This window comes from Noviherbaspirillum album, assembly GCF_035916955.1.
Lineage (GTDB): Bacteria > Pseudomonadota > Gammaproteobacteria > Burkholderiales > Burkholderiaceae_D > Noviherbaspirillum > Noviherbaspirillum album.
In genome coordinates, this window is the sequence record NZ_JAWIIV010000009.1 from 1 (window position 1) to 22,777 (window position 22,777).

The following is a 22,777-nucleotide window of genomic DNA, read 5'->3' on the forward strand; positions in this document are numbered from 1 at the left end:
CACTTTCAGGATTGAATCCGCCTGCCTTTTCTGAAAAATCCCTTTGTAAAAAGTGAACAGGTATGGAAGTGATTTCGGTTCCAGTGCTAAACGAGTTGCACGGAAAGCATAATTGCAGCATAACCTATACATCGCATAGACCAATAGAAGTCAGCATATCGAGCCCCCACTTTGGTACATTGACTGAAACAGGAGATTCCTTATTTGATGCATTGGCAAAGCTACGTCTTCAGCTTGAGAAATCCGGTTGGCTCTTGCTATGCAATGTAGCCCGGCGAGATGCTTATCCATCTCAGATGATGATCCAGATGGCCTTGTGTCGAAAAATATATCTTTTGAAGTGCGGCATGCCTGCACGACGTGACGACATTGTTGATATTTTTGGAGAGGCGCATCCAGAACAAGTTGGCACGGTCCAAGAGCAAAGCGAATATCACAGCAAGTGGATAAAGAGTCTAGGATCTGTTGAATAAAAACCTTTTCCATAAACTCAAGCGATGGCTATGACATCATGATACCTGCATATTGTGATAAGTACGGCCCTCAGCCTTTCACACAGACTTCACCAAAACTCGCTGTAAAAATATCAGTTATCTCGTCTGTCAGCGAGGTAGATATCCGAAGAATTGAAATAGATTCTGGAGGGAAGTCCTTCCAGTATTTGGTGGACGTTGAATTTTTGAAGAGATTTATGCTTCCTGTGAATCAGGACACCGTCGTATTAAGAGACCGCAACAAGGCACTAAAGCAACTTAACGACAGATTGATTATCCAAAATATTACCAAAGAAATGAAATGGTTCTGTCCTCTATGTTTTAATAACAATGTACTTCAAATGAATACCAGATGAAACGCAAGTGCGTGTGCAAAATTAAAATTCTTGGATTGCCAGAGCTAACTGCAGTGGACAGGCATGGAAATAATGTTTCTGGGGCAGCAATAGATTTACTCACGAATTAGATAACAGAAAGCCCGGATACGAGATTGGCAAGTCTGAAAGCTCAGCATTATGAATCAGATGCTTCAACCAGGGTCATACCATGCTTTATCCATTCTTCCATCCATGCGTCTACCTTCATAGCAATCCACTCCCCATCATCAAGCGCAAGATCATGCCCCGCATCCGCATGCATGCGCAACTCGGCTTTCCAAGCTTGAGCAATACGTAAAGAGCATAACGGAGACACCAAGCCATCGCGCTGTGCAGCCAGCACCAGTAACGGCACCGCCGGCGCGCGGTCGGACGCCCTGCATCGGCTCGCGGCTATCAACTGACGCAAGGTGTTTGCCAGGCTCACCGGCCGCTCCCGCCGGAAGGCAATCCACTGCTGCAGTATCCGAGAGTCAACGGGTCGTCTGCTGCTTGTCACTTCCCACACAAGCCGTTCGCAAGCGCCTGCGTCACGAACATTCCCGAGCATGCGCAACAACGCCGAGTAACTGCGCCATTGCAAGCGCTGATGGAAAGGGCTGAAATTGCGCAGGCTGGTGTTGACCAGCACGCAGCCGCCAAGCTCCTTCGGATACCGCTGCGCCCAGCGCACCGCCAGCATGCCGCCCATCGAAAGACCCAGCAGGTACACGGGCTGCCCATGCGACCGGCCGGCAAGCCAGGCCCGGCAGTAATCGACCATCGCGTCGATCGTCAAGGGACTGCGCATGCCGTTCATTACGCCGTTTCCCGGCAGATCGGGCGTGAGTATCTGCGCATCGGGAAAACGCTGCTGAAGTACAGCCGGAAAGTCTCCCCAATGCCGGCTTTCGCGTATCAATCCGCGCAGAAGGATCCAGCAGCTCATGCCCCTGCCTCACCAACTCCGCCATTACCGGCATGGCCACCGTACCATCGACCATTCGCACGCATTGCGAATGCGCTCCGCGCGGCACCGACCGGCAGCCATTGCTGCCAGCCGCGCGCCGCCAGGGTCAGGAATTCCAGCCAGACGAGGTGGCGCCGCAACACCCTCTGCAGCCGGTGAGCGGGCAAGGGATTGAAGAATCCCGATTTGCTGAGCAGTTGCATCGGGTATTTCCTGATCCAGCGCCACGATCCCATTTCCAGCGTCAATGGAAGAAAAACTTCGTCCGCATCCCGGTGCTGCGACTGAAGGTAAAGGTGGTCCCACAAGTCGCCATGCGTCATGTATTGCCTGCTTTGCGGCTCGAAGATGTAGTCGTGGTGAGGATAGCTGCGGCAGAACAGTTCGTGCAGCGCGGATAATTCCGGAAGATGTGGAATCGGCGTCTTACTGCACGCATAGGGAAACCAGATGCGGTCGCGCAGGCCGAAGCCGGAATGGCAATCGAGCGCGATGCTGAAGCGGCGTCCCGAGAACTCGTCGCCGACGAAGCGGCACAAGGCATCGCTTTCGGCTTCCATGACGGCCTCGCCGCGATACCAGGGCAGATGCCTGCTGAGGCGCTGGCCACCGAGCAGGAAGGGCACCTTCTGTTCCGACTGCACCGGCGCATTGCGCATCAGGTCGACGCCGCGCGGATTGCAGCGCGTGCGAAGGGCCATGCCGCCAGGATTGACCAACGGCATGAACACCAGGCGCACCGAGGCAAGTTGTTGATGCAGGGTCGCATCCCAGCTCAGGCGCTCCACCAGGCTGTTCAAATAGGCAAGGACGACCTGGGTTCCGATGTTCTCCAAGCCGTGGACGCCGCCGAAGAAGCCGACCACCGGAATATCCGGACCGTTCGCACCCATGGCAATGCCATAGACGGGCAGGCATTTGCCGCCGCTTTCCACGGAACATACCGTGCGAACCGACAACGCGCCGCGACCGCGCTCGATGATGCGTTCCATCATTTCCATCTCTTGCAACACCTTAGCTGCCATGTACTGTTTCTCCTGATCGCCACCTTATCTGTTCTTGTTGCAGACTTGGCATCGCAAAATGCACAGTCTATGCCGGCTTGAATGTGACATCTTTGCGCCGTCACGAAACTGACACAGGTTCGTAATACGAGTGAAGCATTCAGTGTTTAGTCTGATGTTGTTCCAATGAAAGGACATCCGATGCAACAACTGAATACGCATGACACCCCAGGTACGAAATCGCCCGGCCTGTCATTGAGCATCGCGAGCACTCCGGAAGAAGTGAAGGAAGTGCAGCGCTTGCGATACCGGGTTTTCATTGAAGCTGCGGGATTGACCGCACTCGAAAATCCAGACCGGCTGGATCAGGACGAGTTCGATTCCTATTGCGACCACCTGATCGTTCGCGATTCGTCGAATCTCCAGGTCGTCGGCACCTACCGCGTGTTGCGCCCGGCGGGAGCGAACCGGATCGGCCGCTTGTATTGCGAAAGCGAATTCGAACTCGACCGCCTGCAGCACCTGCGAGGAACAATGGTGGAAGCTGGGCGCGCCTGCATTCATCCGGATTACCGTTCCGGAGCAGTCATCATGCTGCTGTGGGCGGGTCTTGCGGAATACATGCGCCGCCATCGCTGCGAATACCTGATCGGCTGCGCCAGCATCAGCCTTGCCGACGGCGGTACGAACGCCACTGCCATCTTCAAGCAACTCGCTTCCAGCCGGCATTACGCTCCGGCGGAATACCGGGTGCAGCCGCACCTCCCCTTCCCCGTGCAGCAGACACCGCATTCCATGCAGCCGACGCCGCAGGCCGCCGAGAGCACAATGCCCCCGCTGCTGAAGGGATATCTCCGCAGCGGCGCATGGGTCTGCGGCGAACCTGCCTGGGATGCCGATTTCCATTGCGCCGATCTGCTGGTGCTGCTCCCCTTGTCCAACCTCGACAGCCGCTATGCGCGCCGGTACATGCCGGCGCAAGCGCAATAAACAAATACCAGCCTTGCCGAATATGCAGATGAAGTTGATCACGCAAGACACCGCAGCGACGGCACATTCCGCTGCGGCATTTCCTCGACAGCAGAACAACAGCCGTCCGGCCGGAATTCTTGCCGTCGAGGCGCTTACGGCGGCACTGTGGCAGGCAATGCACGACTATGCCGCCTGCCTTACCGCGCTGACAATACCGGGATTGGCGGACGATGAACTGAAGAAGCGGGAAAAGAATTGCCGCTTGCGCAGGACCAATTACCTAGAAGCGAAAATCGCGCTTGAGACCTGCATTGGCGCCATCGGTCCATCAAGGGATGGAAAGACGGGCGACGGTCACTGAAGCCGGCTAGTGGTGCGAGTTGGAAATTTGTTGAAAGCAAATGTGGCGAAATCCTGTCGAGACAAGGAAAAAAGCACAGCAAGGCCGGGGCCTTGCGCGCATTCTTGACGCAGTATCGGCATGATTCTCGTCCACCATTTGATCAACAAGTTATTAACTCGCACCACTAGGCCCATTCGGTCAAACTATGGGCAGGAATGGAATCTGCGGTTTGAAAAACGCCGGCACCGGATAAATGTTCCGATGCCGACGTTTTATCTCACCTTAACATCATCGAGCCGCTCAGCTTGCCAGCTTGCGGAAGGTGTCCAGCACGGCCTCGCCTTTGAACGGCTTTACGATCCATCCCTTCACACCGGCCGCCTTGCCGCGTTCCTTCATCGCCGGGCTGCTTTCAGTGGTGAGCATCACGATGTTCACACTCTTGTTGCCGAGTTCGTTGCGCACCTTTTCCACCATGGTCAGGCCGTCCATATTGGGCATGTTGACATCGCAGACCACGAGGCGGATACCGGGATTGGCCTTGACCTTGGACAGGCCATCCTTGCCGTCCACCGCGGTGGCGACTTCAAGGCCGCTTTTCTTCAGGAAACCGGCGACTTCGTCGCGCACGGTGCTGGAATCATCTACAACGAGAACCTTGGCCATTTTATTATTCCCTCTTCAATACATCGGTTAAAACAATTCGAGTTCGCCGGAGACTTCTTCGACTGCGCTGTCATCCCAGGCAAAATCCACGGTAGCGTAATCGCACAGGCACAGCGTCGCCGACAGCCGCAGCGTATCGTTGATGACGATGGCGTAGCGTGCGGTAAAGCCCGGATCCAGTTCGCGCAGGAACATCGCGCAGCGGCTGTCGAGCGTGAACGGTGTCGACATGCCAAGATCGGGGAAATGCTTGAGCAGTTCCTGGTTGACTGCGCCGCAGCACAGGTTGGCGGTCTCGTAGAACACCTCGCGAAAACACCTGCCTTCGACCTCGCCCGCAAAGTAGGCCTGGGTTTCCGGCGTCTCATCAATGTGGAACATCATCAACAGGCGGAAATGCAACGATGAAATCGTAAGGACCACCATGCTCTTGCTGTCCTGTTCCTGTCCATGGTGCTGGTCGCGGTCACGCGGCAAGGGTCTGACTTCGCAGGTATCGCCGGCATGCAGCGCCATCCTGGATTGCACCGCGCGCGTAAAGATCCCATCGAGGCTGTGCCTGGTCTGTTCGGTGATCATGCGGCCGCTTCCGACCTTTCCAGCTTTTGCCGCAACTGGCCGGCATAAGCTTCGATGCTGCTGAGCGACGCCATGATCATCTTGCCGCCGGCCTGAATATCCTGGAAGGTTGCGGTCGTCGTCATGTCATTGCGGTGCAGACTGTTGCTGTAGTCGCGTGACAGTCCTTCCGTGCGCAATGCCAGCGACCTGACTTCATGGGCAACCACGGCAAAGCCCCTGCCGGCCGGTCCTGCGCGCGATGCCTCGATCGATGCGTTGAGCGACACGATCACGACGTGCTTGACGATGGATGACAGCTCGTGGTTCTTGGCATGCATATCCTGGTTCTGTGCCATCAGAGAATCCATCTGTTCATGCCAGCGTTCGAAGGTCGCAGCCAGTCCCCTCAGCCGCGCGGCTTCGGAATTGATGCGCGCCGCTTCGACACACCAGCCATGCTGGCGCTCGGCGGCTTCACGCAGCGCCGCTTCCTGTTCTTCCATGCGTTGCGCCTGAGCGATGACTTTGTCCTGCAACTGCGCAATTTCGGCCTGCTGCACATCCAGCGCGTGCTCGCGCTGCGCCAGTTCCGCGGCATGCCGGGCTTCAGCCTGTGCCAGCATGGCAAGCTGTTCCTCTCCTGCGCGGCGCAGTTCGATATTCGCCAGCAGGCGCGCTTTTCTCATTCTTGCGGCCGCCAGCACGGCTGCAAGAATGCCGCCGGCGATTCCGCCCATCAGATAATGCTCAATCACACCGCTTCCTTTTGCGCCGGACCAGCTTCATGCTTGTCGGCGGAATGTTCGTTTCCCAAATGCGCTGCCGCAGCGGCAGCGGCAGCGGCAGCGCCGTGCCGGGGACCGCTCTCCACCTGCGCCTGCATCGGTGCCGCCGCATCACCGGAAACAGCCATGCTGGCAGGCAGCATCACGATCGTACGGAACTGGCGGTAATCGGCGCCGGTCTTGTCGTCGCAGAATTGAATTTCGATGCTGCCATGTTCGCGCCGGATGAAATCCTGCACCGCATCCATGCCGACGCCGCGCCCGGATACTTCCGTCACCTGCGCTGCCGTGGAGAAGCCAGGCTTGAAAATCAGCTGGGCGATGTCCTCATCGCGCAGCGTCGCGTCTGCATGAATCAGGCCTTTTTCGGTCGCGATGCGACGGATGCGCGAAAGCGCAAGTCCGCGGCCGTCGTCACCGAGTTCCAGCTTCAGCATGTTGCCTGCCACATCAGCCTTGATCTCGATGATGCCGGCAGGCGGCTTCCCCTGCAGGCGTCGCACTTCGGCGACTTCCAGTCCATGATCCATTGCATTGCGAATCAGATGCATGAACACGTTCTTCAATACGCTGCCGGCCTGCGTGCGCACCCGATAGCCGTTGTCGATGATACGTACGGCGGGCGCTTCCTTTTCCAGCTCGCGCGCCAGCGAAGGCAGCGAGTCAAGCACATTGGCAAGCGTGTCGGCGAGCGTCTCGGTGCCGAGCAGGCGCAGGTTCCTGCGCACCGTCTCGTGCGCCGACAGCAGTTCATGCAGGTTGGCGGTATTGACGGTCTCCAAGCGGTGCAGGCTTTCGAGCACATGCTCCTGGTCGACCATCAGATAGCGACCGGCGCCGGCGCGCTGGCCGGGGCCCTTGCGGCCGAGGCTGAATTCATTGATGTCCGCATACAGCTCCACCATGTCGCGCACCTTGAACAGTTCCTGCAGCACCATGCTTTGGTCCCATGCCAGCTTCGGCCTCGGCTTGCGCAGTTCTTCATAGGTCTGCTCGGCGAGATGCACGACATTGGTCAGGTGATTCAGGCCATAGGTCCGCGCATTGCCCTTGATGGTATGCATGTTGCGGAACAGCTGGGCCACCGCTTCGGCATGCAGTTCCGGATGTTCGCGGATGATGACTTCGTTCTCGGTGACGAACTTCATCGAACCGACGATAAACTCGTGGAATTTTTCCTGGCTTACCGCCAGCACTTCACCGATGATTTCCAGCTTGCGCTTCTGCTCGCCGGCTTCGGCGGCCAGCTTGCGCAACTCGGTGACATCCCGCACGCACAGCATCAGGCGCACCGTGGTATCGGCGCCGTCGGTGATGGGCGACCAGCTCAGGTCGAGAATCTTGATGCGACCGTCTGCCATGGTCTTTTCGAATTCTCCTACCAGCAAATGCTGGTTGAACTCGAAATTCATCACATCTTCGCCGATGCTGGCGCGCACCGCCGCATCGATCTGGGCCAGCGCGTCTGCGCCGAGATTGGTACCGGTAAAGAGCAGCTCCATCAGGCTGCGCCCGACGATGTCATCGGTTTCCAGGATGGTTTCCAGATAGGCCGAATATTCCGGATGCACGCGCACGCCTTCGACCACGGTCAGGATGCCCTGCGGCATATTTTCCAGCATAGCCTGGATGTCGGCGGTTTTCTGCCTGACCTGAGCGGAACTCGCCTCGATCTTTTCGATCATGCCGTTGAACGCAACAATGGATCGGCCGATTTCATCCATGGTCTGCACCGGAACCCTGCGGGTAAAATCCTGGCTTGCGGCGATTTCGCTCATCATCGACTGCATCCGGCTGATCGGGCCGGTAATGCGGCGGTAGAGCAGCATGCCTACTGCCGACAGTACGATGGCTGCCAGCAGCGTCACGACGGAAAGCGTAGTGGTGGTGGTGGCCAGATTGTCGTTGAGCACGGCGATTGCCTCGTCCTTGGCCCGGTTCTTTTCGATGCGCAGGGTCTCTACAATCTGTTCAAGCTCGCCCTGGTACTGGACCACATTGCCAAACAAGCTGGCCTGGGCCAGTTCGTCCTTGCCGGACTCCTTGAAACGGATGGTTTCCGCGATGGACGTGAAGTAATTGTCGAGGCTTTCACCCACCTGCTCCATCAGGCCCTTCTGCCGATCGCCGGTGGCTTGCGCTGTCTGCTGCTCGATAGCTTCGCGCAGCTGCTTCTGGGATATCCCCAACTTTTCCTTCGCCTGCTCCATCATCTGCCTGTCAGGCGCGCTGACCAGCACGATCGTGGCAAGCTGCACATCCTTGAGCCGGGAAACGAGGTCGGCGGAAGCGAGCGCGCTAGGCACCACGCCTTCTGTCACCAGCTTCACTTGCGTCGCGCCCTCGCGGGACTGCTGGAAAGCATAGCCGCCGATACCGCAGATGGCGGCAAACATCAGAACGACCAGCAGGGTGATACGTTGTCGGATAGTCATGCTTATGGGCTAATGCTCATGTAATTAAGAATGCGTGCATTGTCGTAAAGAAATATGACAAGCCTATTAATATCATCCGCTGATGAAATTTTCGGCAATGAAAGTCCTCCAATATCTAAATTCCTCTATCGATGGAGCGGCCTGTCATGAGCTGGAAACCCATGGAATCTATCGCGCACCGGCACAGGGCGACCCGGCTCTCCATTTTGGCCGCAGCAGTCATGCTGGGTGCCTGTGCCGGTCTCGGACCGAGAGGCGATGGACCGATAGCCTGGGAAACCATCGACTCGGATGTCTATTCCGGCGTGATGACGGAGATGAAGGTCGTCATTCGGGACCAGCGAAACTGGGCTCGCCTTTGGTCCGAGCACAAGGGCAACCGCCATCATCCCTTTCCTCTGCCACGGATAGATTTCAGCGAGGAGATGGTGGCTGGCATCTTTACCGGCGAACGCCCGAACGGTTGCCATGCCGTTCGCATCCAGCGCGTACACCGCAGGGCAGGGACAATCATTGTTGAATACAGCGAAAGGACGCCTTCAGGACCTCGCATCTGCAACTACGCCGTGACGCATCCCTCCCACCTGATCGCACTTCCAAGCTCCAGGGAACCGATCGAATTCATCCGTACGCCGGACCGGCCAAGCTGACGCTTTTTTAACAAAGCGACGTCATCGCTTGCAGATTGGTAAGAACTGTTGGACAGACCGTCCGTCGATCCGACAGGTCTTGGCAAAAGTCAGCACCGAAAACCGGCTTTCAATGAATAATAATTGCAAGAACACTGGTTCAAGGGTACCTGATGGAAACAGAAATGAAACTACTGATCGACGAAAGCCTCTTGGGCAAGCTCGACGACCTGCAATTGCTCGGCCGCGTCACGGTAGGAAGACCGGCGGCACATGCGCAAAAAGATGTCTATTTCGACACACCGACCTATGACTTGATGAGCAATGGCATGGGTTTGCGCATCCGCCATGCGGATGGCAAGCGCATACAGACCATGAAATCCGGCGGCAGCGTGCAATCCGGGCTGCACCGCCGAAACGAGTGGGAATCGGAAATCGACGCCGACCGTCCCGACGTCGAATCGCTCAAGCGCATGGCCGAAGGGGATGACGCCGCGGCGAAGTTGCTCGGCATGCCGGGACTGCAGGACAAGCTGCAACCGATCTTCACCCTCGACATCGAGCGCACGGTCCGCCAGTTGCGTTTGCCTGCGGGCGAAGAAGTGGAGATGGCAATCGACCGCGGACATATCGTGCATGGAGACAAGCGCGAGCCGGTCTCGGAGATCGAGCTGGAAATCAAATCCGGGTTGCCGCATCGGCTGTTCGGCTTCGCGCTGGAACTGCTTGACGCCATTCCCATGCGTATCGGTTCGCTGAGCAAGGCTGAACGCGGCTATGCACTGCTGGCACGCGCCAAGCCCAAGGTCGTTAAGGCGCAAAAGCTGGTATTGAAAAAGGACATGAGCGTCGAGCAGGCATTCATCGCCATCGTGTCGAATTGCCTTGCGCAGATACATGGCAACGAGCAACGCGTCATGCATGACACCGACGCGGAAAGCGTACACCAGATGCGCGTAGGATTGCGCCGCCTGCGGTCGGCACTGGACATGTTCGAAGATATCATCGCCTGCCCGGCCGTCATTCAGGAAGAGCTCAAGCAGCTTGCAGGCCGCCTCGGCGCCGCGCGGGACTGGCAGGTGCTGGCCGGCTCCACGCTGGACCAGGTGACTGCGCATGCGCCGAAGGAGGTCGATGTCGGCAAGCTGATCGCCGCCGCCCATGAACATGCGGCAAGGCATCGCGCCGAAGCGGCGAAAGAAGTGGCATCGCTCGCCTATACCCGCCTGCAGCTTCAGCTCGCCGAGTGGCTGGGCGGCAAACAATGGCGGGAAAGCCTCGACGACGGCGCCACCGGCCAGCTCGACGTGCCGGTAACGGCTTTCGCGAAATCCATGCTCAAGCATGATGAGCGACGCCTGCTGAAGCGCGGCAAGGCCCTTGACGACAATGAACCGGAGTCTCGCCATCGTGTACGGATCGCGGCGAAGAAAGCGCGCTATGCAAGCGAATTCTTTGCATCGCTCTATCCGAAGCAGCGCGTGCGCCGTTATCTCTCAGCGCTTTCGGCAATGCAGGAAGAGCTCGGCTGGCTCAACGATGCCGCGGTGGCGACCGAACTGCTTGCACAGCTGCAGATTTCGAATCCTGAGGCGGCAATGGATGCTTCATTCGCTCGCGGTTATCTGACGGCCGGCATTTATGGCAGCGGCGGCGACATACGCCGCCTGTGGAAAGACTTCACGCACGCCAAGCCGCCGTACAAGCACTGATTGGAAACGGGCGGGCGCTGCCCGCCAGCTCCCAATCGCTAATAGATTTGCGGCACGCAGATTTCATGCGGTACCGGCCGCCGGGCGTAGTCCTCGCGCCGCTCGCGTTCCGGCAGCACGATGGGTGGATGCTCGATCTCCTGGAAAGGAATCTGGCTCAGCAGGTGATGGATGCAGTTAAGGCGCGCCTTCTTCTTGTTGTCGGCCGGCACCACCCACCACGGCGCTTCCGGGATGTGGGTGCGCTCGAGCATGATTTCCTTGGCGCGGGTGTAATCTTCCCAACGGCGGCGCGACTCCAGGTCCATCGGGCTCAGCTTCCACTGCTTCAGCGGGTCATGGATGCGTCCCAGGAAGCGAGACTCCTGCTCCTCGTCCGAAATGGAGAACCAGTACTTGATCAGCTGGATGCCCGACCGCACCAGCATGCGCTCGAATTCCGGAGCCGAGCGGAAGAACTCTTCATACTGGACATCGTCGCAGAAACCCATGACGCGCTCCACGCCGGCGCGGTTGTACCAGCTACGGTCGAACAGCACGATTTCGCCGGCCGCCGGCAGGTGAGCGACATAGCGCTGGAAATACCATTGCGTGCGTTCCCGGTCATTGGGCGCGGGCAGCGCGGCGACGCGGCAAACGCGCGGGTTCAGGCGCTGCGTGATGCGTTTGATGATGCCGCCCTTGCCTGCCGCATCCCTGCCTTCAAAGACAATGACGACCCGATGGCCGCTGGCGACCACCCAGTCCTGCAGCTTGACCAGTTCGCCCTGCAGGCGGAACAGTTCGCGGAAGTAGTGGCGGCGCTCTTCTCGCGCGACATTGATTCCTTCAGGATCCTCGCTCTTCAATGCGTCCTCGATCCTGTCATCCAGCTCCAGTTCGAATTCTTCGTCGTAACTGTCTTCCAGATCGCGCCGCAGGCGCTCCATCACATCGATATTGTCTGCTTTCATTACGTCCGTCGCCTTGATTTTCCTGTGGTTCAAATCTGTCCTGCAGGAATTCGCATGGATGGAATGCCTGCCGGGTGGAGCATAATCGAAGCAAGTTACACGCCTGTGTCATGTGGCGATCGCAAGAAATTTCCCCAAATTCAAAGTGGTAAAAATTTTCCCGAGATGCGATTGCTGTCATCAGCGTGTAGCAAATGACCGGCATCATGCGTGCATCTGCGGTACAGCCAACCGATATGGCTGACGGCAGGCAGGTATGCCGCTAGAGCCGCGCGCAAGCGGAGCGGCATGCCGACCAAACACCTCCCACGTTGCTGCCCGAATTGCTCAGTTAATGCTCAGTTAATGCTCAGTCATTGCGCTGCTTGCGGATGGCAATGCAGCCGGCAACCAGCGTAAAGCCGATGACAATGCCGAAGATGACCCAGAATCCGTAAGGATGATCGGCCAGCGGCACGCCGCCCACGTTCATTCCCAGCAGACCGGCGACGATATTGATCGGCAAGGCCAGCACGGTGACGATAGTGAGCACGAACAGGCTGCGGCTGTTCTCTTCATTGACCGCTGCGGCGATCTCTTCCTGCAGAAGCTTGATGCGTTCCTGCAGCGATGCCATGTCATTGAGCACCACCGCGAATTCTTCGGTGGCCTGCCGCAGTTCCTGGGCATCCTCTTCCACCATCCATGATGGCGGCCGCTGCAGCAGGCGGAACAGCGATGCCGGCTCCGGCGCAAGCAGGCGGCGCAGGCGAACCAGCACCCGCCGCAGCGAACCCAGATCGGCGCGCCGCTGCGAGATGCGTCCGGCCAGCAGGCTGTCCTCCACCTTGTCGACCCGCTCCACCGCCTCGCGCACTATATCGACCAGTACATCGGACTGGTCGCGCAGCAGGTGCGTCAGGATTTCAACCGAGGACCGGAATTCCTCGCCGCACTCCACCGCATGCCGCACCCGCTCGATAGATGCCAGAGGCGTGCTGCGCGCGCTGATGACGGTGCGCCGGTCGACACTCATCCACACCGTGGAGATATCCGAAGGCTCGAAGGAAAAGCGGTGCGAGACATCGTTGACGACCGCGATCAGGCTGTCTTCGGCTACGCCGATCCGCGTCGAGCGCGATGGCTCATGCAGGGATTGCCGGAATTCCTCGGCCACGATGCCGTTCTGGACAAACCATTTTTCGGTCGCGGTATTGGTGAGATTGAAATGCAGCCAGACGAAATCGCTGCCGGCAGCATCCGGCGGCGCGGCCAGGCACGCGAGCGCCTGGGCAGCATCGATGGTTGAGGGTTTTTCGCCGGCGGTAAAACGGTATCCCCAGATCAGTCCGGTTTCATCAGATCCGTAGCGGAACGCATCACGCTTCATGTATTTCCCGCTGCGGGCACCATTCCAGTGGCATGAAATTTTCTTGCAAGACGTTGCGACGCCGCTACCTTACCCTCCGATTATGACCGCTCCATGAATTGCGACTCTCAGCATATAACTTGCAATTACTGCCATATGCGCACGCAGCCGCGCCCGGAACAATAGGTCAGACTGCGAACTTGGCGAAGAAGCTTTCGGCGGTGCGTTCGAACTGCAGCGGCGTGACCGCGATCTTTCCCTGCGCAATTGCTGTCGACTCGCTGTCGGGCGCGTCTTCCATCGCTTCGCGATGGAATTTCAGCCAGTGGTAGGAGAGCCCGCGCGGATCGACATGGTGATCGACATCGATCCGCTTGACGATCCCCCTGCCCTGTCGGGTGAAAGTCAATTCACCGGTCTCGTCGGCAGGCCGGTTCGGAAAATTGACATTGAGACAGGCATTGGACGTCCACTGAAGCTGCAGCAGGCGATGGATCACCGCAGGAGCATGGGTGCGGGCGCTATCCCAGGGCACCGCGCGGCGGTCGCTGAAGGCCTGGCTCAATGCAATCGACCGTATGCCGAACAGCATGCCGGTCATCGCCGCGCCCACCGTCCCGGAAAACACCGTTTCGACGCCGATATTGGCGCCGCGATTGACGCCCGACAGGATCAGCGAAGGCGGCTGGTCGGTCATCAGGTGGCGGACGGCCATCACCACGCAGTCGCCGGGAGTGCCCGATACGCCAAAGCGCCTCGTGCCGCGTTCACTCAGTCGCAGCGGCGCATGCAGGCTGATGGAGTGCGAAGTGCCGCTCTGGTCATGCTCGGGTGCAACGATCCACACTTCATATCCGAGCTGGCCAGCGATGGATTCAAGAACGGCCATGCCTGGAGCATCGATGCCGTCGTCATTGGTAAGAAGTACGCGATTTGTCATGAGTGGAAAAATTTGAATTAAGAACGGAATATCGGGTTGATCCGGAATCGGAGCAACGGTTCGCGCCCGCCTTTCCGCCGGTTCGATATCCACGCTATCTGGCAGTGCTGCGCCGGATGCCGGGCGCCCCGTAGCGTATGCAGCCATACATAGCGGCGGCGGACCGGCGCGGAAGCTGCAATCGACATCTGAGCCATATCAGGACGCCTACATAAACGGTGAGTGCCGATGAACTTCCTAATCGAGCATCTTCTAATTTCATCCATGGCGCCGGTTGTTACGGCACCGTGCCATTCCCATTCATTAAATCAACGCACGGTCGCATGTCTGGCATATCCGGCTTCTGCCGTAGCGAATGCGATTCGATGCATCAATGCCAAGCGAAGCCATGTATCCATGCCTCCATGCATCCATGTATGCGCCTGATTGACTTCTCCTGAAAGGAAATGCAATGAGCTTCAATCTATTCAGTGCCAAGGGCACACCGCTCGACCGCCAGCGCTTTACCTGGCGCGACATGGTCGGCAAGCCGATCAGCAAGCTCGACGATGATGCCTTCACGCGAATCCGTATCATCCAGATGAACGGCGTCGAGCAGGAAAGCCAGCGCTTCCAGCACATGTGCGCGCGGCAGAACCGCGAATTGCGCATCCCGCTTGCCAAGGTGCGCCGCGTTGAACAGCATCAAGCCACCATGGTGAACTGGATGCTCGGCCCCGATCATTCGCCGCTGGAAATCACTATTGGCTATGAACAGGCTGCGATTGAAATCACCGCCGCCGTCGCGCAGCGCGAACCGGATCCCTATCTTGCACAAGTGTACCGTTTCGGCATGCTGGAAGACTTCGATCACCTGTATCGCTATTCGGCCCTGCTCGACCGCGTGGAAGGCAAGGATGCCAACAACATTCTCCAAAGCTATACCGACATCCTGCCGGGGCGGCCGACCATGGTGGAACACCGGGCGCCGGAGGACGATGTGCGCGATCACTACGACCGCACCACCGCGGCGCCGATCACCAAGCTGCACGCGCTGACCATCGTGTCGACCGAGTTCCAGGTGAACCAGTACTATCTGAATGTCGGGCCGCAGTTCGCCGACCCGGTCGCGCGCCAGCTGTACGCGGAAATCGCGTCGATCGAAGAACAGCACGTCACGCAGTACGAGTCCATGCTGGATCCAAGCGAGACCTGGATGGATCAATGGCTGCTGCATGAAGCCAACGAGGTGTACAACTACTACAGCTGCGTCCAGCAGGAAACCAATCCCCGTCTCAAGGCAGTGTGGGAGCGCTTCCTGGATTACGAACTCGGCCATTTCCATTATGTTGCCGAGCTGTACAAGCAGCACGAGCGCCGCGACCCGGTCGAGCTGCTTGCCGGCGGCGAACTGCCGGAACCGATCGCGTTCGCCAGCCAGCGCGACTTCGTGCGCCAGACGCTGCTCAACAAGGAAGCCGACCTGCGCACCAACGGCACCCAGTTCGTCGACAAGGCCAATGAAAGCCAGGCCTCGATCGACTACCGCGCGCACATGAACTCCGAGGGCTCTCCGAGCGAAACCGTCGCCTCCGGCTACATCTGGATGCCCGGCACCGAACTGGCCCGCAAGTCCGCCGTCGCGGTATGAAACGACATTCACTATTCACCGAATACCATTTTAAGGAAGAGCAATGAAAGAGCAGCCAAAAATGGGCGTCAACCGCACCGGCGCCCAGATGTCACCGTTTGACTCCACCGAAATGAAATCGGGCATCGACGCCATGATGCCGCCTGCCCCGGGCGACATGTCCGCAATGGCGGCCATGCGCAGCAGCTACATCGTCGAATCCGACACGGTCGGTTCGGTGCCCGTGCCCGGCTCGGTCAAGGGCATGCTGCAGACCGGCATGTCGGCACTGACCGGCAACACGCCGCAACTGCTGATCGACAAGCTGGGCGAGCGCCTTGCTTTCGAACGCACCGGGACCCGGCTCTACGATGCGCTGATCACCAAGGTAGCTGCGGTCGAGGAAGAAGGCATCGGCACCATATCGGGCGAAAGACTGATGCAGATCCGCAATGACGAAGCCATGCATGTGGGCCTTGTCGCCGATGCGATCGTCCGGCTCGGCGCCGACCCGACCTGCATGACACCGTGCGCGGACCTGGTCGGCGTGGAGTCGCTTGGACTGATGCAGGTGCTCACCGATCCCCGCACCACTGTTGCGCAGTCCCTGCATGCCATCCTGGTAGCGGAAATGACGGACAACAATGGCTGGGAGACCCTGATCGCGCTTGCCGAAGCGCAGGGACATGACGACATTGCGAACGATTTCCGGACCGCATTGGCCAACGAGCGCGATCATCTCCAGCAGATTCAGCGCTGGTTCGACGAAGCCATTCTCGGCGACTCGCTGCCGGCCTCGGGAGCTTCGGGGACCGCGGGTGGCGATGCGTCGCCGTCCATCCACTGATCACGGATAGGCATAGGCATTGGGATAGGCATAAGGATAGGCATAAGGGTAGGCAAGCGAAGCTTGTACCAATCCGAAGTCATGACATGAAAAACGGGATCGCGGAAAGACTCGCGATCCCGTTTCAGGTTATGGTCCCGGGACCGGTATCAGACGCTTCGCAATGCGACACCGAGCTCGCGCGCAAACTGCTTGCGGGCTCGTCCGTTTATGCAGCTTCCGATGCAGGCGCTCTTGTCGCGTGATTGGACCAGGAGCTGATCGCCGCTGTGGCGCGGCGCGCTGACGCGCACCCAGCAGCGCTCCAGCATTACGGTGGTGACATCACCGGCGCGGAAATACTCGATCATCAGAAAGCGGTCGTCCAGGACGACCCGGTCATGGTCAGCCGCGTGTATCGCATGATGCAGGAATGCGCCGCCGACCAGCAGCAGTTCGATCATGGCAAACGCCATGACCAAGGGTGCTCCGTTCAAGGTGAAGAACGAGGCCCAGAAAGCAGTGACGACGCATAACAGCAGGTAAGCCATGCCGAACTGGCGGGGTGACAGGGAACAGTTTCGCTTGAGCACCCATTCACTTTGCTGCATCATGGCCTCCGTATTCTGCCCTTGCATTTTCCTTCGTTGAAGAGCCTTACTTGATGACCGGGGGAGTTTCGAATGTATGGAATGGCGCCGGGCTAGGCACCGTCCATTCGAGTCCCTGTGCGCCATCCCAAGGCATAGCGGGCGCCGGCTTTCCACCCTTGATCGCGGGCAGCAGCACGGCGAACAGGAAGTACACCTGCGCGATTCCGAACACGAATGCCGCCACCGAAGCGATCAGGTTGAAATCCGTGAACTGCGCCGGGTAGTCAGCGTACCGGCGCGGCATGCCGGCCAGCCCGAGAAAGTGCATCGGGAAGAAGGCGACGTTGAAGGAAATGAGCGACAGCCAGAAATGGATCTGCCCGTTGCGCTCGTTGTACATGAAGCCCGTCCACTTGGGCACCCAGTAATAGAAGCCGGAAAACAGCGCGAACAGGGAACCTGCCACCAGCACGTAGTGGAAGTGCGCGATCACGTAGTAGGTATCGTGCACCTGGATGTCGATCGGCGAGACTGCGAGTATCAATCCCGAGAAGCCGCCCACCGTGAACACCAGGATGAAGCCGATCGCAAACAGCATGGGGGTCTCGAATGTCATCGAGCCCTTCCACATGGTGGCGATCCAGTTGAAGATCTTGACGCCGGTCGGCACCGCGATCAGCATCGTCGCATACATGAAGAACAGCTGTCCGGTAACCGGCATGCCGGTGGTGAACATGTGGTGCGCCCAGACGATGAACGACAGGATGGCGATCGACGCGGTTGCATAAACCATCGATGCATAGCCGAACAGAGGCTTGCGGGAGAAGGCGGGGATCACCTGCGAAATGATGCCGAACGCCGGCAGGATCATGATGTAGACCTCGGGATGGCCGAAGAACCAGAAGATGTGCTGGAACATCACCGGGTCGCCGCCGCCGGCGGCGTTGAAGAATGTCGTGCCGAAATGGCGGTCCGTCAGCAGCATCGTCACCGCGCCGGCAAGCACCGGCATCACGGCGATCAGCAGATAGGCGGTGATCATCCAGGTCCAGCAGAACATCGGCATCTTCATCAGCGTCATGCCGGGCGCGCGCATGTTCAGAATGGTGCAGATGATGTTGATCGACCCCATGATCGACGAGATGCCCATGATATGGATAGCGAAGATCGCGAAGTCCATGCCGGCGCCCATCTGCAGCGACAAGGGCGGATAGAGCGTCCAGCCGGAACCGGTGGCACCGCCGCCGAGAAAGAAGGAGCCCATCAGCAGCACCGCCGCCGGCGGCAGCAGCCAGAAGGAGAAGTTGTTCATGCGGGCGAACGCCATGTCGGAGGCGCCTACCTGCAGCGGAATCATCCAGTTGGCGAAGCCGACGAAAGCCGGCATGATCGCACCGAACACCATGACCAGGCCATGCATGGTGACAAACTGGTTGTACAGTTCCGGCGCGAAAAGCTGCAGGCCCGGCTGGAAGAGTTCGGCGCGTATCAGCAGAGCCAGCACGCCGCCGGAGAGAAACATGGAGAAGGAGAACCAGAGATACAGCGTACCGATATCCTTGTGATTCGTCGCCAACAGCCATCGGCGCCAGCCTACTGGAATATCATGTCCGTGCTCATGGGCATGACCGGCATGTGAGACGTCGAGGGAATCGGTCGTATGCATGGGATCGCCTTCCAGGTGTGCGCTGTCGGTCGCGATGAGACTGCGCCATGCAGGCCGAGTTCTTGGCATGGCCGCGCTTCCTGTACAGGACCAAAGCCTGGATCAAGCTTTGTTTGTTTTAACGTGTGGCGCACGCAGCCTTCCGGATCGCGACTGCCGGCGCCGGCTTCGATGGCGTTGCCGACGGCGTAGCAACAAAGTTGCAACGCAATCTCGTCACGCAGCGCTTCTACTTATCCTGGCAGGCGCCGTTCAGAATCGTTTCGATCGGTGAATTCGGAACCACAGGTTCCCACGCCGCGTTGGGATCGAAGAAAGCGTCAAGCAGACTGCCCTCGCCCATGCGTTCGGAGTGATACGTCAGATAGATCGCACGCCACCTGTTTTGCTTGCATTGCAGCTCGATCTGCACCTTGCTCGACTTGTAAGGCCCCTTGGCTGCCATCTTCACGGTGGAATGGTCAATCAGGTGCCAGAGCCGCAGGTATCTTTCCGACTTGCGAACCATGCTGGATTCAAAATAGAAGGCGTCGCCTTCGGTCTCTGCGACCTTGATCCATTTAGCGCTGGCGGCGGTGCACGCCGTCATAAGGATCGCAACTGCTGCGAGTTTTCTTTTCAACATACCACTCAGACACGATTTTGCAGGCGGCTGCATTTGCTATGCGCAGCCGCGCGGATTGACCACGGACGCGGCAGGTTACGTTCCGGAGTACCTGCCTCAACATTCAACGTGTCGGAGCATAACCGATGTGAGCGGACAAATTGCGTTAGCAGATCAATGAGTGCCGGATTTTTGAAAGCCTTCTTTCCGTCTCAGGCGAGCGCTCGAGTGGAAACCGGATGGCAACGCCTGCCTGACATTTCGGAAAGGAAAATCGCCTAACTCTTTGTCACAAAAGCGATTTTCCGTTCATCCACATTACCTGTGGAAAACTTTGTGCATAACACCCACTTGACACGGCAAACCGCCATATCTGATGGGGGATTTCCTAAATTGCCTTTTTCTTCAGCACTTTAGGGACCCTATAAAAATCAATGACTTAGAAGAAATCAGTATTTTTGAGCAGTCAAGTTTTCCCGCTGCGCGAAAAAATTTTTCACATTCGGCCTTTGTGAACAAGTTGAAGACCCGTCGCTTTTGTCAAGTGCAAAAAGCCACATTCTTGCAGTAAGTTGCCTTGCCTTTCCGTAGGAAAATCCGCCAAACCTGAACCATCCGCTTTCCCGCGCTATCCTATATCTTTGGCATGACTGAAATCGGCATCGGATTAGAGCTTGCCGTGGCAGATATCTGTTGCTGATAATAAACAAGACGTATAACCTCCGTTTCCGAACATTTTGTTAAATACATGACATGCTAAGCGGACGTTATGAAATTCCGCTGGTACTGGTCTCGATACTGGTCGCCATTTTTGCTTCCTATACCGCGCTCAGTCTGGCCGAACGGGTCAAGAAATCGCATGGACTGAGCGCACGGCTCTGGATCAGCGGCGGCGCGCTGGCAATGGGTACCGGTATCTGGGCCATGCATTTCGTCGGCATGCTGGCGTTCCGGCTGCCCATCCCGATCGGCTATGACATACCGATCACCCTCCTCTCGCTGCTTCTCCCGATCACCGTGTCCGGCATGGCGTTATGGCAAGTCAGCCTGCCGAACGTGAGGATATCCAACCTTGCCATCAGTGCGGTACTGATGGGCATAGGCATCAATGCAATGCATTACACCGGGATGGCGGCCATGAAGATGGAGCCCGGCATCATCTATGATCCGCTGCTCTTCGTCGCCTCCGTGGCGATTGCCATCGTTGCATCTGCCGGCGCCTTGTGGATCGGGTTCAAGCTTGGCGACAACATGCGCCACGCCTGGTTGCTGCGGATCGGAGCAGCGGTCGTGATGGGATTCGCCATCGTCGGCATGCATTACACCGGCATGGCGGCCGCAAGCTTCCCGCTCGGCAGCGTCTGTACAGCAGCTTCGCGCGGCGTCAGCCAGGACGCGCTCGCGATCCTGGTCATCATCGCCACCGTCGGCGTCCTGACCATTGCGCTGATGGCATCCATCTACGACGCCCGCCTCGAGTCCGGATCGCGCAACCTTGCGCAATCCCGGGCGACGGCCGACGAACGCCAGCGCCTGCTGATGCTGGAACGCGAAGCCCGTAACCAGGCCGAACGCATGAGCGAACTCAAGGATGAATTCCTTGCCACGCTATCGCATGAATTGCGCACGCCGCTCAATGCGATTCTCGGCTGGGCGCAAATCCTGCAGCGCGGCGTCAAGGACGAAGCGACGCTGCGCAAGGGCCTCGACACCATCGAGCGCAATGCGCACGCGCAGGCTCAGCTCATCGAAGACCTGCTCGACATGAGCAAGATCATTTCCGGCAAAGTCAGGCTGGAAATGAAATCGATTGATCCTGTCAGCTTCATTGAAGCGGCCATGGAAACGGTGCGGCCGGCTGCACTGGTAAAGAACATCCGCATGGAAAAGTCGCTGGACACGGATACCGGCCCCATCTACGGCGACCCGAACCGGCTGCAGCAGGTAATGTGGAACCTGCTGTCCAACGCGGTGAAATTCACGCCCCAGGGCGGCGCGGTGCAGCTGCAGATGCAAAAGCACGGGCACGAAATCCGCATTCGCGTCAGCGATACCGGCATCGGCATCAGTCCTGATTTCCTGCCCTATGTATTCGACCGTTTTCGCCAGGCCGACGCTTCGACCACCCGCCGCTACGGCGGCCTTGGATTGGGACTGTCGATCGCCCGCCAGCTGGTGGAGCTGCAGGGAGGATCGATCCAGGTCGCCAGCCCCGGCGAAAACAAGGGCACCACCTTCACCATTCACCTTCCGCTGCTGGAGGAGCAGCCCGAACTGGCAGCCTTGCCGCCGGAACGGAGCAGAGCAAGCGCTGCCCGGATGTTCCAATCGACAGCTCACGATCTCACCGGAATCAAGGTGCTGGTGGTCGATGACGAGCCGGATGCGCGCGATCTGGTCGAGCACATCCTGTCGCAGAACGGCGCAAGCGTCGTCACCGCACCAAGCGCGCTCAGGGCGCTGGCATTGCTGGCGGAGGCCCGGCCCGACATCATCGTGAGCGACATCGGCATGCCAGATGTCGACGGCTACGAATTCATGCGCCAGGTCAGGATGCAGGGGGAAGCGCGCGGCGAGCAGATACCTGCGCTTGCGCTGACTGCATTTACCCGCTCGGACGACAGAATGCGCGCATTGCGGGCAGGGTTCGCCAGCTACATGCCCAAGCCGGTCGAACCGATGGAACTGCTTGCCGCCGTAGCCCGCCTCAGCGGCAAGGTGGCCGAACCAAGCAAATAAGGGCCCTGCGGGCGTGCATTTGGCCTTGGCCGTCGGCCGCGCCCCGACATTCCGCCGCGATCCAACTGCGCAGTGTCGGCCTGAATCCGCCACACCGGCCGCGCCAGGCCCGGCGCCCAGGTCCGCGCTGCCAGCCGAATCATTGAAACCCTTTCCAATCAATGACTTGCAATGAAGCCGCCTGGCTCTGCCGAGGCTGGCACAGCCCCTGCTATATCTCCTTCAAGCGCAACAACACGCTTACTCCCAACCGAATCAACCCACTTCAGGAGAACCGCCATGAAAACACTGTCCATCAAAGACCTGTCCGTCACTTCCGAACTCGACGCCCGCGCCATGACATCCGTTCGCGGCGGCACCGGCTACGCCAAGATGCCTGCACTGTTCGTCGGCCCGCTCGCCAGCTTCTCCAGGCATGAGCTCAACTTCGGCGCAGCGCAGGGGCTCGGCCAGGAGCAAAACACCCTGGTCAACAACGGCAACAACGTCGCCTTTGCCTCCGGCATCAAGTCCAACGTCAATCCGACACAGAGCGGCAAGAACACCATCAACTTCATGTCGTGATCATGCCG

General features: G+C 58.5%; 21 protein-coding genes. 9 read left to right on the top strand and 12 right to left on the bottom strand.

Translation table 11 applies throughout. The annotated features are described in order from the left end of the window. Nucleotides 1–62: 62 nt before the first annotated feature. Nucleotides 63–473 (top strand): hypothetical protein, encoded by a 411-nt coding sequence (locus RY831_RS12350; RefSeq protein WP_326506653.1) that lies wholly within the window; start codon nt 63–65, stop codon nt 471–473. Nucleotides 474–1,007: 534 nt separating this feature from the next. On the opposite strand, the gene RY831_RS12355 is transcribed toward RY831_RS12350, so the two are convergent. Further along, nucleotides 1,008–1,799: an alpha/beta fold hydrolase gene (locus RY831_RS12355; RefSeq protein WP_326506654.1), complete on the bottom strand. Its 792-nt coding sequence runs from the start codon at nt 1,797–1,799 to the stop codon at nt 1,008–1,010. Further along, the gene (locus tag RY831_RS12360) at nt 1,796–2,845 is read right to left on the bottom strand and encodes a M14 family zinc carboxypeptidase (RefSeq protein WP_326506655.1); all 1,050 of its coding nucleotides are present in this window, start codon (nt 2,843–2,845) and stop codon (nt 1,796–1,798) included. Before RY831_RS12360 ends, RY831_RS12355 begins: the two co-directional genes overlap by 4 nt. Nucleotides 2,846–3,025: 180 nt before the next feature. On the opposite strand from RY831_RS12360, the gene RY831_RS12365 reads away from it, so the two are divergent. Then, nucleotides 3,026–3,814 carry a GNAT family N-acetyltransferase gene (locus tag RY831_RS12365; RefSeq protein ID WP_326506656.1) on the top strand — a complete coding sequence of 263 codons (789 nt, stop codon included), beginning with the start codon at nt 3,026–3,028 and terminating at the stop codon, nt 3,812–3,814. A gap of 28 nt (nt 3,815–3,842) precedes the next feature. Further along, nucleotides 3,843–4,157: a hypothetical protein gene (locus RY831_RS12370; protein ID WP_326506657.1), complete on the top strand. Its 315-nt coding sequence runs from the start codon at nt 3,843–3,845 to the stop codon at nt 4,155–4,157. A gap of 282 nt (nt 4,158–4,439) precedes the next feature. Here RY831_RS12370 and RY831_RS12375 read toward each other — a convergent pair whose 3' ends face one another. From RY831_RS12375 to RY831_RS12390, 4 genes are read right to left on the bottom strand one after another with little or no spacing between them, the layout of a single operon-like run. Beyond that, the gene (locus RY831_RS12375; RefSeq protein ID WP_326506658.1) at nt 4,440–4,805 is read right to left on the bottom strand and encodes a response regulator; all 366 of its coding nucleotides are present in this window, start codon (nt 4,803–4,805) and stop codon (nt 4,440–4,442) included. Nucleotides 4,806–4,832: 27 nt separating this feature from the next. After that, nucleotides 4,833–5,384: a hypothetical protein gene (locus RY831_RS12380; protein WP_326506659.1), complete on the bottom strand. Its 552-nt coding sequence runs from the start codon at nt 5,382–5,384 to the stop codon at nt 4,833–4,835. Beyond that, nucleotides 5,381–6,121 carry a methyl-accepting chemotaxis protein gene (locus tag RY831_RS12385; protein ID WP_326506660.1) on the bottom strand — a complete coding sequence of 247 codons (741 nt, stop codon included), beginning with the start codon at nt 6,119–6,121 and terminating at the stop codon, nt 5,381–5,383. Before RY831_RS12385 ends, RY831_RS12380 begins: the two co-directional genes overlap by 4 nt. Beyond that, nucleotides 6,118–8,586 carry a HAMP domain-containing protein gene (locus tag RY831_RS12390; RefSeq protein ID WP_326506661.1) on the bottom strand — a complete coding sequence of 823 codons (2,469 nt, stop codon included), beginning with the start codon at nt 8,584–8,586 and terminating at the stop codon, nt 6,118–6,120. Before RY831_RS12390 ends, RY831_RS12385 begins: the two co-directional genes overlap by 4 nt. A 146-nt stretch (nt 8,587–8,732) precedes the next feature. Here RY831_RS12390 and RY831_RS12395 point away from each other — a divergent pair, with 146 nt between their 5' ends. Beyond that, complete coding sequence (locus tag RY831_RS12395) at nt 8,733–9,236, top strand: protease complex subunit PrcB family protein (protein WP_326506662.1); 504 nt, start codon at nt 8,733–8,735, stop codon at nt 9,234–9,236. 164 nt (nt 9,237–9,400) lie between these two features. Next, nucleotides 9,401–10,927 (top strand): CYTH and CHAD domain-containing protein, encoded by a 1,527-nt coding sequence (locus tag RY831_RS12400; protein WP_326506663.1) that lies wholly within the window; start codon nt 9,401–9,403, stop codon nt 10,925–10,927. A gap of 38 nt (nt 10,928–10,965) precedes the next feature. Here RY831_RS12400 and ppk2 read toward each other — a convergent pair whose 3' ends face one another. The 3 genes from ppk2 to surE form a co-directional block, all read right to left on the bottom strand. Beyond that, on the bottom strand, nt 10,966–11,880 hold the full coding sequence (gene ppk2 / locus RY831_RS12405; protein WP_326506664.1) for a polyphosphate kinase 2: 915 nt from the start codon (nt 11,878–11,880) through the stop codon (nt 10,966–10,968). 349 nt (nt 11,881–12,229) lie between these two features. After that, complete coding sequence (locus RY831_RS12410; protein WP_326506665.1) at nt 12,230–13,249, bottom strand: transporter; 1,020 nt, start codon at nt 13,247–13,249, stop codon at nt 12,230–12,232. 166 nt (nt 13,250–13,415) lie between these two features. After that, nucleotides 13,416–14,168 carry a 5'/3'-nucleotidase SurE gene (gene surE, locus RY831_RS12415; protein ID WP_326506666.1) on the bottom strand — a complete coding sequence of 251 codons (753 nt, stop codon included), beginning with the start codon at nt 14,166–14,168 and terminating at the stop codon, nt 13,416–13,418. Nucleotides 14,169–14,619: 451 nt separating this feature from the next. Here surE and RY831_RS12420 point away from each other — a divergent pair, with 451 nt between their 5' ends. Both RY831_RS12420 and RY831_RS12425 read left to right on the top strand, forming a co-directional pair. After that, nucleotides 14,620–15,798, top strand: a complete 1,179-nt coding sequence (locus RY831_RS12420; RefSeq protein WP_326506667.1) for a hypothetical protein — start codon at nt 14,620–14,622, stop codon at nt 15,796–15,798. Between the two features lie 43 nt (nt 15,799–15,841). Next, a complete protein-coding gene (locus tag RY831_RS12425; RefSeq protein WP_326506668.1) occupies nt 15,842–16,624 on the top strand; it encodes a ferritin-like domain-containing protein in 783 nt (260 codons plus the stop codon). A 149-nt stretch (nt 16,625–16,773) separates the two neighbouring features. On the opposite strand, the gene RY831_RS12430 is transcribed toward RY831_RS12425, so the two are convergent. From RY831_RS12430 to RY831_RS12440, 3 genes are all read right to left on the bottom strand, one after another. Continuing rightward, complete coding sequence (locus RY831_RS12430) at nt 16,774–17,217, bottom strand: DUF2244 domain-containing protein (RefSeq protein ID WP_326506669.1); 444 nt, start codon at nt 17,215–17,217, stop codon at nt 16,774–16,776. A 43-nt stretch (nt 17,218–17,260) separates the two neighbouring features. After that, nucleotides 17,261–18,862 (bottom strand): cytochrome c oxidase subunit I, encoded by a 1,602-nt coding sequence (gene ctaD / locus RY831_RS12435; protein ID WP_326506844.1) that lies wholly within the window; start codon nt 18,860–18,862, stop codon nt 17,261–17,263. Nucleotides 18,863–19,091: 229 nt separating this feature from the next. Further along, nucleotides 19,092–19,520: a surface-adhesin E family protein gene (locus tag RY831_RS12440; RefSeq protein WP_326506670.1), complete on the bottom strand. Its 429-nt coding sequence runs from the start codon at nt 19,518–19,520 to the stop codon at nt 19,092–19,094. Between the two features lie 699 nt (nt 19,521–20,219). Here RY831_RS12440 and RY831_RS12445 point away from each other — a divergent pair. Together RY831_RS12445 and RY831_RS12450 are read left to right on the top strand one after the other, a co-directional pair. Further along, nucleotides 20,220–22,205 (top strand): MHYT domain-containing protein, encoded by a 1,986-nt coding sequence (locus tag RY831_RS12445; protein WP_326506671.1) that lies wholly within the window; start codon nt 20,220–20,222, stop codon nt 22,203–22,205. Nucleotides 22,206–22,484: 279 nt separating this feature from the next. After that, nucleotides 22,485–22,769: a hypothetical protein gene (locus RY831_RS12450; protein ID WP_326506672.1), complete on the top strand. Its 285-nt coding sequence runs from the start codon at nt 22,485–22,487 to the stop codon at nt 22,767–22,769. The last annotated feature ends 8 nt before the right edge of the window (nt 22,770–22,777 follow it).

Excerpts from the sequence above, each read along its gene's own strand:
- ppk2 (WP_326506664.1), bottom strand. The coding sequence starts at position 11,880 with ATGAAAGCAGACAATATCGATGTGATGGAGCGCCTGCGGCGCGATCTG.
- RY831_RS12420 (WP_326506667.1), top strand. The coding sequence starts at position 14,620 with ATGAGCTTCAATCTATTCAGTGCCAAGGGCACACCGCTCGACCGCCAG.
- ctaD (WP_326506844.1), bottom strand. The coding sequence starts at position 18,862 with ATGCATACGACCGATTCCCTCGACGTCTCACATGCCGGTCATGCCCAT.
- RY831_RS12350 (WP_326506653.1), top strand. The coding sequence starts at position 63 with ATGGAAGTGATTTCGGTTCCAGTGCTAAACGAGTTGCACGGAAAGCAT.
- RY831_RS12355 (WP_326506654.1), bottom strand. The coding sequence starts at position 1,799 with ATGAGCTGCTGGATCCTTCTGCGCGGATTGATACGCGAAAGCCGGCAT.
- RY831_RS12365 (WP_326506656.1), top strand. The coding sequence starts at position 3,026 with ATGCAACAACTGAATACGCATGACACCCCAGGTACGAAATCGCCCGGC.
- RY831_RS12445 (WP_326506671.1), top strand. The coding sequence starts at position 20,220 with ATGCTAAGCGGACGTTATGAAATTCCGCTGGTACTGGTCTCGATACTG.
- RY831_RS12410 (WP_326506665.1), bottom strand. The coding sequence starts at position 13,249 with ATGAAGCGTGATGCGTTCCGCTACGGATCTGATGAAACCGGACTGATC.
- RY831_RS12370 (WP_326506657.1), top strand. The coding sequence starts at position 3,843 with ATGAAGTTGATCACGCAAGACACCGCAGCGACGGCACATTCCGCTGCG.
- surE (WP_326506666.1), bottom strand. The coding sequence starts at position 14,168 with ATGACAAATCGCGTACTTCTTACCAATGACGACGGCATCGATGCTCCA.
- RY831_RS12395 (WP_326506662.1), top strand. The coding sequence starts at position 8,733 with ATGAGCTGGAAACCCATGGAATCTATCGCGCACCGGCACAGGGCGACC.
- RY831_RS12375 (WP_326506658.1), bottom strand. The coding sequence starts at position 4,805 with ATGGCCAAGGTTCTCGTTGTAGATGATTCCAGCACCGTGCGCGACGAA.
- RY831_RS12360 (WP_326506655.1), bottom strand. The coding sequence starts at position 2,845 with ATGGCAGCTAAGGTGTTGCAAGAGATGGAAATGATGGAACGCATCATC.
- RY831_RS12430 (WP_326506669.1), bottom strand. The coding sequence starts at position 17,217 with ATGATGCAGCAAAGTGAATGGGTGCTCAAGCGAAACTGTTCCCTGTCA.
- RY831_RS12400 (WP_326506663.1), top strand. The coding sequence starts at position 9,401 with ATGAAACTACTGATCGACGAAAGCCTCTTGGGCAAGCTCGACGACCTG.
- RY831_RS12425 (WP_326506668.1), top strand. The coding sequence starts at position 15,842 with ATGAAAGAGCAGCCAAAAATGGGCGTCAACCGCACCGGCGCCCAGATG.
- RY831_RS12390 (WP_326506661.1), bottom strand. The coding sequence starts at position 8,586 with ATGACTATCCGACAACGTATCACCCTGCTGGTCGTTCTGATGTTTGCC.
- RY831_RS12450 (WP_326506672.1), top strand. The coding sequence starts at position 22,485 with ATGAAAACACTGTCCATCAAAGACCTGTCCGTCACTTCCGAACTCGAC.
- RY831_RS12440 (WP_326506670.1), bottom strand. The coding sequence starts at position 19,520 with ATGCAGCCGCCTGCAAAATCGTGTCTGAGTGGTATGTTGAAAAGAAAA.
- RY831_RS12380 (WP_326506659.1), bottom strand. The coding sequence starts at position 5,384 with ATGATCACCGAACAGACCAGGCACAGCCTCGATGGGATCTTTACGCGC.